Source organism: Gemmatimonadaceae bacterium (assembly GCA_020851035.1).
In the GTDB taxonomy this organism is placed as follows: Bacteria; Gemmatimonadota; Gemmatimonadetes; order Gemmatimonadales; family Gemmatimonadaceae; genus JACMLX01.
The window spans coordinates 1-14,767 of the sequence record JADZDM010000027.1 but is presented as its reverse complement, the minus strand read 5'-3'; the positions used below and the strand labels follow the sequence as shown (position 1 = coordinate 14,767).

The 14,767-nt window shown below is 70.3% G+C and carries 15 protein-coding genes; 10 read left to right on the top strand and 5 right to left on the bottom strand.

Going from position 1 to position 14,767, the window contains the following annotated elements; genetic code table 11:
- Position 1 precedes the first annotated feature (1 nt).
- On the bottom strand, positions 2–1,699 hold the full coding sequence (locus tag IT355_18980) for an LptF/LptG family permease (protein ID MCC7055365.1): 1,698 nt from the start codon (positions 1,697–1,699) through the stop codon (positions 2–4).
- A gap of 178 nt (positions 1,700–1,877) precedes the next feature.
- Between IT355_18980 and IT355_18975 the strand changes: the two genes are divergently transcribed.
- The 8 genes from IT355_18975 to IT355_18940 all read left to right on the top strand — a co-directional run bounded on the left by IT355_18975 (position 1,878) and on the right by IT355_18940 (position 10,319).
- Positions 1,878–2,852 carry a M28 family peptidase gene (locus tag IT355_18975; GenBank protein MCC7055364.1) on the top strand — a complete coding sequence of 325 codons (975 nt, stop codon included), beginning with the start codon at positions 1,878–1,880 and terminating at the stop codon, positions 2,850–2,852.
- A gap of 112 nt (positions 2,853–2,964) precedes the next feature.
- The gene (locus IT355_18970; GenBank protein ID MCC7055363.1) at positions 2,965–3,522 is read left to right on the top strand and encodes a helix-hairpin-helix domain-containing protein; all 558 of its coding nucleotides are present in this window, start codon (positions 2,965–2,967) and stop codon (positions 3,520–3,522) included.
- 80 nt (positions 3,523–3,602) lie between these two features.
- Positions 3,603–5,492 (top strand): Flp pilus assembly complex ATPase component TadA, encoded by a 1,890-nt coding sequence (gene tadA, locus IT355_18965; GenBank protein ID MCC7055362.1) that lies wholly within the window; start codon positions 3,603–3,605, stop codon positions 5,490–5,492.
- A 200-nt stretch (positions 5,493–5,692) separates the two neighbouring features.
- Positions 5,693–6,883 (top strand): type IV pilus twitching motility protein PilT, encoded by a 1,191-nt coding sequence (locus tag IT355_18960; GenBank protein MCC7055361.1) that lies wholly within the window; start codon positions 5,693–5,695, stop codon positions 6,881–6,883.
- 14 nt (positions 6,884–6,897) lie between these two features.
- Complete coding sequence (locus IT355_18955; GenBank protein ID MCC7055360.1) at positions 6,898–8,088, top strand: type II secretion system F family protein; 1,191 nt, start codon at positions 6,898–6,900, stop codon at positions 8,086–8,088.
- Between the two features lie 68 nt (positions 8,089–8,156).
- Positions 8,157–8,354 (top strand): hypothetical protein, encoded by a 198-nt coding sequence (locus tag IT355_18950; GenBank protein MCC7055359.1) that lies wholly within the window; start codon positions 8,157–8,159, stop codon positions 8,352–8,354.
- A 15-nt stretch (positions 8,355–8,369) separates the two neighbouring features.
- Positions 8,370–8,978 carry a hypothetical protein gene (locus IT355_18945; protein MCC7055358.1) on the top strand — a complete coding sequence of 203 codons (609 nt, stop codon included), beginning with the start codon at positions 8,370–8,372 and terminating at the stop codon, positions 8,976–8,978.
- Positions 8,979–9,068: 90 nt separating this feature from the next.
- On the top strand, positions 9,069–10,319 hold the full coding sequence (locus tag IT355_18940; GenBank protein MCC7055357.1) for an amidohydrolase family protein: 1,251 nt from the start codon (positions 9,069–9,071) through the stop codon (positions 10,317–10,319).
- Between the two features lie 17 nt (positions 10,320–10,336).
- Here IT355_18940 and IT355_18935 read toward each other — a convergent pair whose 3' ends face one another.
- Positions 10,337–10,666 carry a hypothetical protein gene (locus tag IT355_18935; protein ID MCC7055356.1) on the bottom strand — a complete coding sequence of 110 codons (330 nt, stop codon included), beginning with the start codon at positions 10,664–10,666 and terminating at the stop codon, positions 10,337–10,339.
- A 555-nt stretch (positions 10,667–11,221) separates the two neighbouring features.
- Here IT355_18935 and IT355_18930 point away from each other — a divergent pair.
- Complete coding sequence (locus IT355_18930; protein ID MCC7055355.1) at positions 11,222–11,791, top strand: hypothetical protein; 570 nt, start codon at positions 11,222–11,224, stop codon at positions 11,789–11,791.
- Positions 11,792–11,990: 199 nt separating this feature from the next.
- Here the strand turns inward: IT355_18930 and IT355_18925 are convergent, their stop codons facing one another.
- Genes IT355_18925 through IT355_18915 form a run of 3 tightly spaced genes read right to left on the bottom strand, consistent with a single transcriptional unit; the run spans position 11,991 to position 13,509 of the window.
- Positions 11,991–12,491: a hypothetical protein gene (locus IT355_18925; protein MCC7055354.1), complete on the bottom strand. Its 501-nt coding sequence runs from the start codon at positions 12,489–12,491 to the stop codon at positions 11,991–11,993.
- Complete coding sequence (locus tag IT355_18920; protein ID MCC7055353.1) at positions 12,488–12,919, bottom strand: hypothetical protein; 432 nt, start codon at positions 12,917–12,919, stop codon at positions 12,488–12,490. Before IT355_18920 ends, IT355_18925 begins: the two co-directional genes overlap by 4 nt.
- Positions 12,916–13,509 (bottom strand): RNA polymerase sigma factor, encoded by a 594-nt coding sequence (locus tag IT355_18915; GenBank protein MCC7055352.1) that lies wholly within the window; start codon positions 13,507–13,509, stop codon positions 12,916–12,918. Before IT355_18915 ends, IT355_18920 begins: the two co-directional genes overlap by 4 nt.
- Positions 13,510–13,743: 234 nt before the next feature.
- On the opposite strand from IT355_18915, the gene IT355_18910 reads away from it, so the two are divergent.
- On the top strand, positions 13,744–14,739 hold the full coding sequence (locus IT355_18910) for a DUF4349 domain-containing protein (protein MCC7055351.1): 996 nt from the start codon (positions 13,744–13,746) through the stop codon (positions 14,737–14,739).
- Positions 14,740–14,767 lie beyond the last annotated feature (28 nt).

The window sequence follows — 14,767 nt, the reverse complement described above, 5'->3', positions numbered from 1 at the left end:
CTCAGCGGTCGATGGCTGGCACGGCGGCTGCGCGCCGTGCCGCAGGGCGGAGCGACGCGAACCAGTTCCGGATCCGGTCCTTCACCTCGTCGAGGTCACCGCCGCGCGCCGTGCTGCCCTCGCGCCCCATGCGGAGGAAGAGCACCACGCCGACGAGCGTGAAGACGAGGTTCGCCGCCCACATCGCCACCCACGGCGGCACCACGCCGTCGTCGGCCATGGACTCGCCGGCGATGAGGCAGATGTAGTACAGCGCGAAGACCGCGAGGCTCGCCCCGATCACGAGGCCCACGCCGCCGCGCGGGAAGCGCAGCGCGATCGGCGCACCGAGCAGCACGAACACGATGCAGGCCACCGCGAGCGAGAACTTCTTGTGGATCTCGACCTCGTACTGCTGCCAGGTGGAGCGCGCGATGGTGCCGCGCTGCAGCGTCTGCTCGAGCTGCGAGCCGATCCCCGACGACGCCATCGAGGGGGTGACGGTCGACGGGGGCAGCAGTGACTGCGGTGCCTCGACGGTGGCACTCCCCGACGGGGTGGGGGCGGGCACCGTGACCGTGGTGCCGCTGGCCGGTGCGGCGGTGTCGGGCACGCCGGCCGGCACCGGCGTGACGGCGCGATCGGCCGGGGTGACCACGGGGCCGATGGTGGGGCTCACCGGCGCGGCGGCCGTGGTCGGCGTGCCGCCCCGCGTCGTGGTGCTGTCGCCACCGCGGAAGAGTGCGGTGAGTGCGGCGGTGGCCTCGCAGTAATAGCGGCCGATGCCCGGTGAGGCCGTGCGCAGCGAGTCGGGGGGGCGCAGCGTGTCCACGATGCCGCGCGTGAGGGCGCGGATCGCACGCGCCTGCACCGCCGCCGCACTGCGCTGCTCGGCATACAGCTCACGCTCGGCGCCGTACACCTGCGCCTGCATCTCGCAGACCCCCATCTCGCGCTCCGACTTGTAGTTGTCGGCGCTGTCGCGCGAGAAGCTGTTGGCGACGCCGCGCACGGTGATGCGGTCGCGCTCGTACGCGAGGCGCGTGAGCTGCGTGGGCTGCGCGGTGGGAATCTCCGTCATGGTGCCGTGGAACAGCAGCATGGTGAGGTCGCCGGTGCCCTCGGTCAGCGTGAGGTCGCCGCTGTCGGCGACGATGGTGCGCCGCTTGCTGCCGTCGCCGAAGTCGTAGATGACGACGTCGTGCAGGCGGTTGCGCGCCTTGTCGATGCGCAGCGCGCGGAGGAAGAGGCGGCCGGGGATGATGTCGTTGATCACCTGCTCGCGCAGCGCGAAGGTCGGCTTGGTGCGGCCGATGTCGGTCTGCAGGATGCGGAGCTGGTGGTTGGCCTCGGGAAGCACGAAGTCGTTGAAGTAGACCATGCCGAGGGCGAGCACCGTGGCGCCGCCGAGGACGGGCGTGAGGATGCGGCCCATCGAGACACCGCTGGCCTTGAGGGCGGTGATCTCGCTCTCGGAGGCGAGTCGGCTGAAGGCGTAGAGCACGGCGACGAGCACGGCCATCGGCAGCGTCATCGCCACGGTGAATGGCAGCGCGAGCAGGAAGAACTCGGCGATCACGGAGGCGGGCAGGCCCTTGCCGACGATGTCGCCGAAGCGCTTGGCGATGAAGTTCAGCATCAGCAGCGACGTCAGTGCCGTAAGCGCGAAGGCGAGTGGCCCGAGGTGCTCCCGGAGGACGTACCGACTGAGGATCTTCACGGCGTGAGGACGGGGTGGTGCAGCGTGGTGCTGCCGGGCCGTATATTCGATGGCCACGACACATGGTTCAAGCCTAATTGTGACACGGGTTTAAGTGTCGGGTTCCCGAACTCCCGTCCGGATCGGCCGCCAGCCGCCCCCTCCGGACCTTTCCGCTTCCCGTCGTGTCCCTGATCCCATGATGCTGCGTCGCGTGGTGCCGACCCTTACGCTGGTGGCGCTGGCGGGCCTTGTGGCCTGCAGCGGGGAAACCCCGGGGGCGACGGCCGGGCCGGGGGCGGATTCGCTCGCGTTGCGGTCGGCGGCCGCCTTCGACGGTGAACGGTCGATGACCTACCTCCGCACGGCCCTCGGCTTCGGCACGCGCGTGCCGGGCTCGACCGGACACGTGAAGACGGGCGACTGGATCGTTGCCGAGATGCGGGCGCGGGGCGCCACGGTCACCGAGCAGACCTGGACCCACACGACCAAGGGCGGCACCGCGCTGCCGATGCGGAACATCATCGCACGGTTCAACCCGACCGCGGCGACGCGGGTGCTGTACGTCACGCACTGGGATACGCGCCCCCGTTCCGACGGGCAGGGGGTGGCGCCGGCCGACACGGGGAAGCCGATCGTGGGTGCGAACGACGGCACCAGCGGCATCGCCCTCTTCCTCTCGATCGCCGACGCCCTGAAGGCGAAGCCGACGACGGTGGGCGTGGACCTGGTGTTCGTGGACGGTGAGGACTACGGCTCCTTCGGGCCCCCCGAGGTGGACGTCTTCATCGGCTCGGAGTACTTCGCCCGCCACCTGCCCGACCCGGGCTACGCCCCGGAGTTCGCGGTGGTGTGGGACATGATCGGCGACCGGAGCCTGCAGATCTTCCAGGAGCAGTTCTCGCTGGACAATGCGGGGGCGGTGGTGGCCCGGGTGTGGAGCCGGGCCGAGGCGCTGGGGTATGCCAACTACTTCATCCAGCGGCCGAAGCACCCCGTGAACGACGACCACATCCCGCTCCAGAAGGTGGGGCTGAAGGCGATCGACGTGATCGACCTGGACTATCCCTACCACCACACGCAGGAGGACACCGAGGACAAGGTGTCGCGCGAGAGCATGCAGGTCGTGGGGACGGTGGCGGTGTCGCTGATCCGCGAGCTCGAGGCGCCCTGACGAGTGGGTCGGCGGTTGCCGTCCGGGTGTTTTCGCACCGGTCGGCGTGATTCCGGTGTGCGCTGCGGGGTGAACCGGCGCACCGTGGCTCCGTGCAGAGCGCGGGGTCGGGATGTCCATGACGCAGGGAGAGCGGCGGGCGCTGGCCTGGCTGCTGGCGGTGTCCGCCGTGGGTGCTGGCGTTCGTGTGGTTCGTCACTGGCGCGATCGTGGCGATGCAACGCCGGCGTCGGCGGAGTCGCTGGCGCGGCAGCTCCTGGCCGTCGATTCGGCGCAGGGCGCGGCGCGGGGGGCTCGCGCCGGCCGGACTGCCGGGAGTCGTGGCAGACGGCGTCGCGCCGTGGCGGACTCATCCGAAAAAAGTGGTGCGGGCGGGACCGGTGGCCGGCGCCGGACCGGGCGGCGCGGCGGTGAGGACAGTTCGGCCGCGCGGGTGACGACACTCCCGCCGGTAGACCTCGACGTGGCGGACTCCGCCGCGCTCGAGCGATTGCCACGGATCGGCCCGGCGCTCGCGCAGCGCATCGTGGCGGAGCGTGGTGCCCGTGGGCCATTCGGCTCACTGCAGGGTCTCGAGCGCGTGCGAGGCATCGGCCCGAAGCTGGCCGCCAGCCTGGCCCCGCACGTGACGTTCTCGGGCACTCGGCGTCCCTCCCCGGTACAGCGCTGATCGGGCCCACCCGCTCGTGTCATCGGCGTGCACTCTTCCGACCCACCCGTCACATGTCCGACGCCCGCTCGACTCTCGAAATGCGTGCGATCCCCTCGTCCCCGGGGGGAGCACGGCCGCAGGGGTACCGCCCACCGTCGCCGAGCACGGCGTCGGGCAGTTCACTCGTGCAGCACCTCATCACGTCGCAGTTCCTGACGCAGGAGCAGGTGGCGAAGCTGGTGAAGGACCTGGCTGCCGCCAACGGGCACGGGTCGGTGCCGCTGTTCGCGATCCGCGCCGGGTTGCTGAACGAGGTGGCGCTGCTCAAGTCGCTGTCCAAGGTGCACGGGATGCCGGCGGTGGACCTGCTGAAGGTCGAGCCGGACGAGAAGGTGCTGCGCGCGGTGCCGGCCGACATGGCGCTCAAGTACCGGCTGCTGCCGCTGCGCCGCGAGGGCCAGAAGCTCACGGTGGCGATCACCGACCCGTGGAACCACGAGGCCACGGACACGCTCCGGTTCGCGACACGCTACGAGATCTTCCCGGTGCTGGCGGGCGAGGTCTCGATGCAGACGCAGCTCGAGCGCTACTATCCCGCGCCGGCGAAGTCGAGCACCGAGGAGACGGTGAACTCGATGCTCGCGGACATCACGTCCGAGATGTCGGAAGTCGAGGTGCTGGAGACGGATGCCGACGAGAACAACGCGTCGCTGGGCGTGGACGAGGCGCCGGTGGTGCGCCTCATCAACGCGATCCTGATCGAGGCGGTGCAGCGCGGGGCGTCGGACATCCACTTCGAGTGCTTCGAGCACGAGCTGCGCGTGCGCTACCGCGTGGACGGGGCCTTGCAGGAGGTCATGAAGCCGCCCATCAAGCTGCGGGCCTCGCTGGTGAGCCGCTTCAAGATCATGTCGAGCCTGAACATCGCCGAGCGCCGCGTGCCGCAGGACGGCCGCATCAAGCTGAAGTTCGGTGGCAAGGTGATCGACTTCCGCGTGAGCACGCTGCCGACGCTGTTCGGCGAGAAGATCGTGCTCCGGATCCTCGACAAGGGCAACCTGACGCTCGACCTCGAGAAGTTCGGCATCGAGCCGCGGGCCGAGCGGGAGCTGATGGAGGCGGTGCAGAACCCGTACGGCATGGTGCTGGTGACGGGCCCGACGGGCTCGGGCAAGACGACCACGCTGTACTCGTGCCTGTCGAAGATCAACACCGGCGACACGAACATCATGACGGCCGAGGACCCGGTCGAGTACAACCTGTTCGGCATCAACCAGGTGCTGGTGCGCAACGAGATCGGGATGACGTTCGCGGCGGCGCTGAAGGCGTTCCTGCGGCAGGACCCGAACGTGATCATGGTGGGTGAGATCCGCGACCTGGAGACGGGCTCGATCGCGATCAAGGCCGCGCTCACGGGGCACATGGTGCTGAGCACCCTGCACACCAACAGCGCGCCGGAGACGATCACGCGCCTGATGGACATGGGGCTCGAGCCGTTCAACGTGTCGAGCGCGCTGAACCTGATCCTGGCGCAGCGCCTGCTGCGGCGGATCTGCAAGGGGTGCCGCGAGAAGTACGTGCCCTCGGACCTGGAGTTCGCCGGCGCCAAGGTCACGGCCACCACGACGCTGCGCGAGCTGCGCTTCTCGCAGGAGGCGCTGGACGGCGCCAAGCGTGGTGCCTCGCCGGATGCGCTGCCGTTCCTGGAGGGGCTGACGCTCGACTCGCAGCTGGGCGCCCTGCCGTACTTCCGCGGCAAGGGGTGTGACGCCTGCAACGGCACCGGCTACAAGGGCCGCCAGGGCCTGTACGAGGTCATGAACATGACGCCGGCCATCCGGAAGGCGGTGATCCAGAACCTCGGCGCGGCGGAGCTGAAGGACGTGGCCGTGTCGGAGGGGATGCTGACGCTGCGCATGGACGGCTGGCTCAAGGTGCTGCGCGGGATCACCACGCTCGAGCAGGTCGTGCGGGAAACGGCGGCGTGACGCCGCGGGCCGGCTGACAGTCTGTTTCCGATCGCTCCATCCTGATCCCCCTGACACCACCCATGTCCTCAAGCCTTCCACCGCTGCCCCGCCGCCTGACGCCCTCGATGCCGATGGGTGGCATTGGCGCGACGCGTGGTGCCCCGATGATCGCCCCGCATCCGGGGGCGGCACCGGCCGGCCATGGCGCGGGTGCGCCGATGGCCGGTCACCTGCCGCCGCCGCCCACGCGGCCGGCGTCACCGTCGGCGCCGGCCTCCTCGCCGGCCGCCGCGCCGGCGGCACCGGTGGTGCCCCCGCTCAACCTGCGGGCGCTGCTGGAGGAGGTGATCGACCGTGAGGCCTCGGACCTGCACATCACCGTCGGTGAGCGCCCGATGCTGCGCGTGGATGGCGACATCGTGCCGGCGCGCACCCCGCACGTGCTGAGCGGCAAGGACACGCTGCAGCTGGCGTACAGCGTGCTGACCGAGGGCCAGAAGAAGCGCTTCGAGCTGGACGACGAGCTGGACTTCTCGTTCGGCATCGCGGCGCTGGCGCGGTTCCGCGGCAACCTGTTCAAGCAGCGGGGCCAGGTGGCGATGGTGGTGCGCCGCATCCCGATGATCATCCCGACCTGCGAGGAGCTGAAGCTGCTGCCGGCGATCGTGAAGTTCGCCGAGCGGCCGCGCGGGCTGGTGCTGGTGACGGGGCCGACGGGGTCGGGGAAGAGCACGACGCTGGCGTCGCTGCTGGACAAGGTGAACAAGGAGCGCCAGGCGCACATCCTGACGGTCGAGGACCCGATCGAGTTCGTGCACAAGCACCAGCAGTGCATCGTGAACCAGCGCGAGGTGGGGACCGACACGAAGAGCTTCGCGCAGGCGCTGAAGTCGGCGCTGCGTGAGGACCCGGATGTGATCCTGGTGGGTGAGATGCGCGACCTGGACACGATCAGCTCGGCGATCACGATCGCGGAGACGGGTCACCTGGCGTTCGCGACGCTGCACACCAACAGTGCGGCCGAGGCGGTGAACCGCATGATCGACGTCTTCCCGAGCCACCAGCAGAGCCAGGTGCGGGCGCAGCTCGCGTTCACGCTGGAGGGGATCGTGACGCAGGTGCTGCTGCCGAAGATGAACGGCAAGGGTCGGGCGATGGCGTGCGAGGTGCTGGTGGTGACGCCGGCGATCCGCGCGCTGATCCGTGACGACAAGATGCACCAGGTCTACAGCATGATGCAGGCCGGCAAGAAGTACGGCATGCAGACGCTGAACGACTCGCTGTACCAGCTGTACATGTCGCGCGAGGTGGCGGAGGAGGAGTGCCTGCGCGTGAGTGGCGACCCCGTGGAGTTCCTGCGGATGATCGGAAAGCCCGTCCCGGCGCACATGGCGTCATCGTCGATCTGATGGAGAGCTGAAGCATGGCAACGTTCACGTACACGGCCCGGTCCGCGGGTGGCGAACTCAAGACCGCGTCGGTGGAGGCGAACAACCGCGACGAGGTCATCCAGATGCTGCGCAAGCAGCGTCTGACGGTGGTCAAGGTGGATGCCGAGAAGCCGGCCAAGCGGCTCGGCAGCATCGGGATGCGCGACATCGTGGTGTTCACGCGGCAGTTCTCGACGATGATCAACGCCGGCCTGCCGCTGGTGCAGGCGCTGGACATCCTGTCGAAGCAGAGTGAGAACAAGGCGCTGCAGGCGGTGACGAAGGAGGTCGTGTTCGACGTCGAGAGCGGCCAGACGGTGGCCGACGCGCTGCGGAAGCGGCCGAAGGCGTTCAACGAGCTGTACGTGAACATGGTGGCGGCCGGTGAGGCCGGCGGTATCCTGGACACGATCCTGATGCGCCTGGCGACGTTCATCGAGAAGACCGATGCGCTGGTGCGGAAGGTGAAGAGCGCGATGATCTACCCGGTGACCATCATGACGGTGGCGGCGGCGGCGATCGCGATCCTGCTGATCTTCGTGATCCCGACGTTCGAGAAGATGTTCGCGGGGGTGGGCCTGGCGCTGCCGCTGCCGACGCGCATCGTGATCGCGTGCTCGAAGTTCCTGCAGGGGTACTGGTGGGCGCTCATCGGCGGCGGGTTCGGGGCGTTCGTGCTGGGGAACCGGTACTACGCGACCGATGCTGGCCGGCTGCGGATCGACGGCTTCCTGCTGAAGGTGCCGGTGCTGGGTGACGTGCTGCGGAAGAGTGCGGTGAGCCGGTTCACGCGGACGCTGGGCACGCTGATCAGTTCGGGTGTGTCGATCCTCGATGGCCTCGAGATCACGGCGCGGACGTCGGGAAATCGTGTCATCCAGAACGCGATCATGGCGAGCCGGGCGTCGATTGCCGGCGGTGAGACGATCGCGGGTCCGCTGCAGAAGTCGGGGGTGTTTCCGCCGATGGTGATCTCGATGATCTCGGTCGGTGAGCAGACCGGTGGCCTGGACGAGATGTTGTCGAAGATCGCGGACTTCTACGATGAAGAGGTGGACACGGCGGTGGGCGGGTTGTTGTCGCTGCTCGAGCCGTTGATGATCGTGTTCCTGGGTGTGGTGGTCGGTGGCATGGTGGTGGCGATGTACCTGCCGATCTTCGACATGATGAACACGGTGCAGTAGGGCGGGCCCGCTCTGCTGTGCACGCAAAGGCCCCGCCGGATGGCGGGGCCTTTGCCGTTCGATCGTCCATGCATGCCGTCGCCGGCATCCACTGCGCCGGTCACGGCCGCAGCACGCGGATCGGCACCCGCAACACCGGCGCCGCCGCGTTCGCGCGACTACGTCACTTGACGTATGCCCCGCTGCGGCGGCGTGGGCGAGACTGGCTCTGGTGGAACCGCACTGCCACGACTGCCAGCACCACCCTCGTGTCCCGCCCGAAGTAGAGGAACCCCGCGCCCATGCCTGTCACGCGCCCTGTCACCGCCACCACGCCAGTGAGGTCCGCGGCCGCCTGCCGCCGGCGGGCGACCCGCGCATCTGACCTCGTGCGCCTGGCCTGCCTGCTCGCACTCCCCTGTCTGTCACCGGCAGCCGGCGCGCAGCGGCTCCCGATCATCAGGCCCGGGACCCTGCTCCAGTTCACGGACCGAACCGGCACGCGCATCGTGGCACCGCTCGCGGCGATCAGCGGGGATACGGTGTACCTCTCCACCACCCTCGAGCGGACGGAAAGCGCCGTCCCCCTCACCCACATCGCGCGCCTTGCCTATGCGGATGGCACCGAGTTCCACGGCCGGAAGGGCGCGGCCATCGGTGCCGGGATCGGCCTGGCCGTGGCCTTCATCCTCGGGCGCACCGAGAGCGGCGAGTGGCGCCTGTTCAGCACGCGCGATGGACGGAATACGATGGCGATCCTGGGCGCCGGCATCGGTGGGTTCATCGGTCTTGCGCACCGCACACCGCGCTGGGTGGTTGCCCGCGGTGACGTCGGACTGCACCTGCGATCGCGGAACGCAGTGCCGGCACTCGCCTTCCGCCTTCCACTCCACGCTCGCGCGACCCGGTAGCCGCCGACAGTCCACGCCGCCTGGAGCTGCAGTCGCACGGGCGCGAGACTGACAGTCGTCTGGCACGGCGCCCTCGCACAGATTGGTGCCATGCGCCTCCGCCAGCACCTCCTCGTTCTTGCCCTTGCCGCCCTGACGGGCGCGGGCGTGCCGCTCCCGGCGCAGCCGTCATCCTCGCCGAAGGCCTTCACCGGCGTCACCCTCCTCGACGGCACCGGCCGCGCCCCCGTCGCCAACGCCACGATACTCGTCCGCGCCGGCCGGATCGTCGCCGCCGGCCCCGCCGCGCGCGTCCGCATCCCCGCCGGCGCGGAGCGCATCGCACTCACGGGGAAGTTCGTGATGCCGGGCCTCGTCAACGGCCACGGGCACGCCGGCAGCGTGCGTGACCTGGCCACCTACGCCGCCTACGGTGTCACCACCGTCTTCTCGCTCGGTGATGAACCGGCGGACGTCTTCGCCGCGCGCCGGAGCCAGGCGAAGGAAGCACCCGCCCATGCGCGTGTCTTCCTCTCCGGCCCGGTGCTCACCGCCACCTCGCCCGATGAGGCGCGCGCCCAGGTGGCCGACGTGGCGGCGCGTGGCGTGGACATCGTCAAGATCCGCGTGGACGACAACCTCGGCACCGCGCGCAAGATGGCGCCCGAGGTCTATCGCGCGGTGATCGAGGCGGCCCATGCGCGCGGACTGCGGGTGGCGGTGCACCTCTACTACCTGGACGACGCGAAGTTGCTGCTCGCGGCCGGCGCCGACTACATCGCCCACAGTGTGCGCGACCTGCCGGTGGACAGCGCCTTCGTGAGCGCGCTGGTGGCAGCGAAGGTGTGCTACACGCCGACGCTGATGCGCGAGGTGTCCACCTTCGTGTACGAGTCGACGCCGGCATTCTTCAGTGATTCGCTCTTCCTGGCCCACGCGAACCGCGACTGGATGGCCACCGTGCTGCAGCCGGCGCGGCAGGAGGCCACCCGCACCAGCGCGAGTGCGCAGCGCTACAAGGCCCAGTTGCCGGTGGCGATGCGGAACCTGCTCGCGGTGCATCGCGCCGGCGTGCCGATCGCGATGGGCACCGACACCGGGCCGCTGGGCCGGTTTCAGGGCTACTTCGAGCTGATGGAGCTGGAGATGATGGTGGACGCCGGCATGACGCCCGCCGCCGCGCTGCAGTCGGCCACGTCGGTGGCGGCGCGCTGCATGGGCGTGGATCGCGAGGTCGGCACGCTGGAGCCGGGCAAGTGGGCGGACCTGCTGGTACTGGACGCATCACCGCTGGAGCGGATTTCGAACCTCCGGCGGCAGCACTCGGTGTGGATCGGTGGGGAGCGACTGTCGGCGCCGTGACGTCGCAGCACGTCAGCTCACCGATACCCCAGCCCCGCGAATTGCGCCTTCAGCCACGAGTAGGTGCCGAAGGCCACCGCCGTCACCACCAGCATCAGCACCCACCCCGCGATGGTGAACGTGCCTTTCGCGGTGTTGCGGTACGGCATGGTGTTGCCGAACAGGATGAAGAACAGGCCGAACGCGAACGCGGCCGGCACCAGCACGAAGACCTTCAGGTGAAAGCGCACGTCAGGCTGGTGCGCGAGTGCCGCCTGGTACGGCTGCCAGATGCCCCACCAGGCCACCGCCAGGCTGAGGACCACCAGCAGGAGACCACCCATCCGGTGCTGCGTGTTTTCGCTCATGGATCGACGTGCAGGCAGTCGCGTGTGTCGCGCCATCAGCGCGCGGAACCCACAACGTAGCGGGTGCCGGCGTTGCCAATCACCGCCATGGGCGTCAACAGCCGTGACCTGCCCACAGGCGTGCCGCATGGCGCCGGGCAGGGGACACCGCAGGGCTCGCCGGCATGGAAGCCTGACCGGTGTCCGGGGTAGCAGGAGGCAGGAAATGACCCCGCAGCCCGATGTTGTGACGCCCGGAAAGGTGGCGCGTCTTATGGATGAGATCGCTGTGCGCGACCCGCAAGAGCACTCAGCGCCCCACCCGGCAACGAGTGAACGACGCAGGAAAGAAGGCCGGCAACGGCCGACAGCGACCACGAGATTCGTGTGGACGGGCGGGTGGGCCCTGAAGCACGTTCAGCCCCCGGTGAGCGACGGCTTGCCGGGGGCACCTCGTGTCCGCCAGCCCCGCCGCCGCCGGCCGGGGCACGCGCCCGGGACGCGCACACCCGATGCGCACGCGCCGGCTACGCAGACGCCTGATGCGCACGCGCCGGCGCGGCGTAGATTCGTGAAATGACTATCGCACGCCCCCGCATCGCCTTCCAGGGAGCACCCGGCGCCTTCAGCGAGGACGCCATCCGTGCATTCTGGGGCGATGACACCATCGCCGTGCCCTGCCACACCTTCAGCGACACCCTCGCGGCGGTGCGCTCCGGGGCCGCCGACGGGGCGGTGATCCCGGTCGAGAACCTCGTCGCCGGTCCGATCACGCCGGCGCTGGACGCCCTCGACGACTTCAGCGATGGCCTGACCATCGGCGGCTCCACCGAGGTGCCGATCGTGCATGCGCTGATGAGCGTGCCGGGTTCGTCGCTCGACCAGCTGCGCCTGATCACCACGCACCCGATCGCGATCCTGCAGTGCCGCAAGTACCTCGACACGCTCGGTGTGCGCGTGGAGGAGTTCTTCGACACCGCGGGCGCGGCGCGCATGGTGCGCGAGTCGGGTGACCCCAGCATCGCCGCGGTCGCGAGCCACGCCGCCGCGGCACGCTACGGCCTCGAGATCCTCGTCGACGGCATCCAGGACGTGCCCGACAACTGGACCCGCTTCGTGCGCATCGAGGCGGGCGGCGGCGCCTAGTGGCGTGTAGTCGAAGTTCCGGACGCAGTCGCCGGTCGGGGCATCCCGGCTGGCGGCGTTGAAAATCCTCGCAATACCGCCGGTATTGCTGCGGTGTTCGCCTGGCCAACCAGGCACCCCATCCGGCTTTGTGCTATCCGAACTTCGACTACACGCCACTAGCCACCCGCCCCGTCACGGCACCACGCGCGCGCTCCCGTCAGCGCCCGCCGCCATCCTCGCGCGACGGCTCGTCGCCACCGCCGCGACGGCGCTGCTCCATCCGCTGCCGTGACGTCGCGAACTTCTCGCGCTGCGCCGGCGTCAGCACGGAATCGATCGAGGCGCGCATCTGGTCGCGCAGCGAGTCGAGCTGTGGACCGACCCGTGCGCGCAGCGTGTCCAGCTGCCGCTCACGGACCACGAAGATCGAGTCCACCGACTTCACCTGGGCCGGCGTGAGCGTGAGGTCGTCGGCGATGCGCCGCACGATGCGCGCACGCATGCGGTTGCGGCTGGCCGTATCCGGCGGGGCATCCATGATGCCGAACGGGCCGCCGCCGCCGCGGCGCCCACCACCACCACCACCACCGCCGCTCCCACGCACGTCGGCACGCCGGTGCAGCAGCGAGCGATCGAGGCCGATGCCGGCCACGATCCCCACGCAGAGCACCGCCACCACCGTGAGCACGGCCATCAGCGTCGAGCGCGGCGTGGTCACTGTGCCCCCGGCTCGGCGGCGGGCAGAGCGTCGCTCGCGATCAGGTGGTTCGCCAGCCCGCTGCTGCCGTCGGATTCGAGCGCGCTGAGCAGCGCGGCCGGGTCGCTGTCACGGAGCTCGGCATCGGCGATGGTGCCGGTGACGGTCGCTTCCATGCGCGGGATGAAGGTGGCAGCGAAAATCGCCGCGGCAGCCGCCATCGGCAGCGCCACGCGCACCCAGGCGGCGAGTGTGTCGGCCATGGAGGTGCGCGCGGCACGCCGCCGGCCGGCCAGCGCGAAGGCGGCGCCGTCCAGGATGCGCGCATCGAGGCCAGCTGGCGGCACCAGCCGTGCCGCCGGGTCGTGGCGCCGGAGCAGCGCGTCGAGCGCCGCGTCGGGCACGTCCTGGAAGCGTTCGTTGCGGGGCACGTTCGGGTCGTCCGTCATTCCTCGTCTCCACCGTCGCCGAGCCACGACTGCAGCTGCGTTCGCAGCGCCTTCCGTGCCTCGTGCAGATGCCATCGTGCCGTGCCTGCCGGGATGCCGAGCATCGCTGCGGCCTCCGTTGGCGTGAACTCCTCGTACGTCACGAGCTCGATCAACTGCCGCTGCGTGGGAGGGAGGGTCGCCAGTGCGGCCGCCACCTCGTCCTGCAGCACGCTGGCCGTCGCGAAGTCCGACGGCGTCACGCTGTCACCCTGCTCCGTTTCCGACAGTTCGTCGGTCTCGCGCCGCTTTGCCGACCGCTGCCGGTTGATGGCGGTGGTCGCGACGATGCGGAAGAACCATGGCCCGAACTGCCGTCCCCGCTCACACTGGTCGATCCGCTCCAGCGCCCGCAGGAACGCCTCCTGCACCGCATCCTCGGCATCCTCGTGATGCCGCAGCACGCGCCAGGCGATGCGGAGCCCGCGCGGCAGGTGCCGCCGCACGAGCAGGCCGTACGCCTCGGTGTCGCCCTGCTGCACCTGCTCCACCAGCCGAGGCTCGTCATCGCCTTCGACGGGGGGACCGGCGCCGACTCCAGCCCAGGTCATGAAGCCACTGAAGGAGCGCCACGCGGCGCGATCGAGAAGGGAGGGGACGGGTGCCGCAGCCGTCCCTGTGGGTGCATACACGGTCGCCGGCTGGAGCGTTGGCGTCCACTGGCGCTCGCGAATCCGGGCGGGATGCCCGGGCTGTGCATGCGGGCGCGGGTGGGGCATCTCCCGGCCGATGCGGTGCGCGACCCCCGTCCGGGGGGCACCGGCAGGTCACCCACGGGAGGCAGCATGTCACGCTGGACGATGTCGAGCCGGAGCAGGTCGGGCAGGGTGCTGTGGCTGGTGGCAGGACTGGCCGCCTGCAGCCGGGGCGCCGCGGACCGGCAGGACGGGGCGGTCGCCGACGGCGCAGTGCCGGCCGTGGCGCCGGCGCCGGAGGCCCCGGCGATGGCGGGGGACGCCGCGGTCTCCGCCGAGGCCACGATGCCGGCGCCGCTGTCCCGCGCGAAGCTGGTCGCGACCGTGGCCGCCGGTGGCGCGGCGACCGCCGTCACCGGCGTCGCCGAGCCGGCCCGCATGATCGTGCGCACGGCGCGCCTGTCCATGCAGGTGGCCGACGTGCGCCGCGCGGTGCAGGAGGTCACGGCGATGACCGGCGGGGTGAAGGGTTTCGTGGGTGATGCCAGGCTCTGGCGCGATGGTGAGGCGGACCGCGCGAGCCTGACCCTGCGCGTGCCGTCCGATGTCCTCGATGCCACGCTGGGGCGCCTGCGCGGGCTGGCCGTGCGCGTGGATGACGAATCGATGAGTGGCGAGGACGTGACGCGTCAGGCCGTGGACCTCGGCGCGCAGCTCACGAACCTGCGTGCCACCGAGGCCGAGCTGCGTGCGCTGCTGACGACCGTGCGCCTGAACGCGAAGCGCGCGGCCGACGTGCTCGAGGTGCACCAGGAACTGTCGCGCATCCGTGGTGAGATCGAGCAGCGGACAGCGGAGCTGCAGTCGATCACGCAGCTCGCGGCGATGTCCACCATCGCACTCGAGATCCGGCCCGACGTGGGGGCGGTGCCGGTGGCCGACGGCGGCTGGCAGCCGAAGGGTGTGCTGCGCGAGGCCATGCGCGCGCTGCTGGCGACGGGACACGTGCTGGTGGACGGCGTGATCTGGGCGGTGGTGTACGCCGCGCCGCTGCTGCTGCTGGCGGGGGGCGTGCTGCTGGCGGTGCGTCGCGGCTGGCGGGTGCTGCGCCGGCGCGGTGCGCCGGTCGCACCGGCTGCGGGTTGAGTCGGCGGTGACACATGAGGCGGCCGGG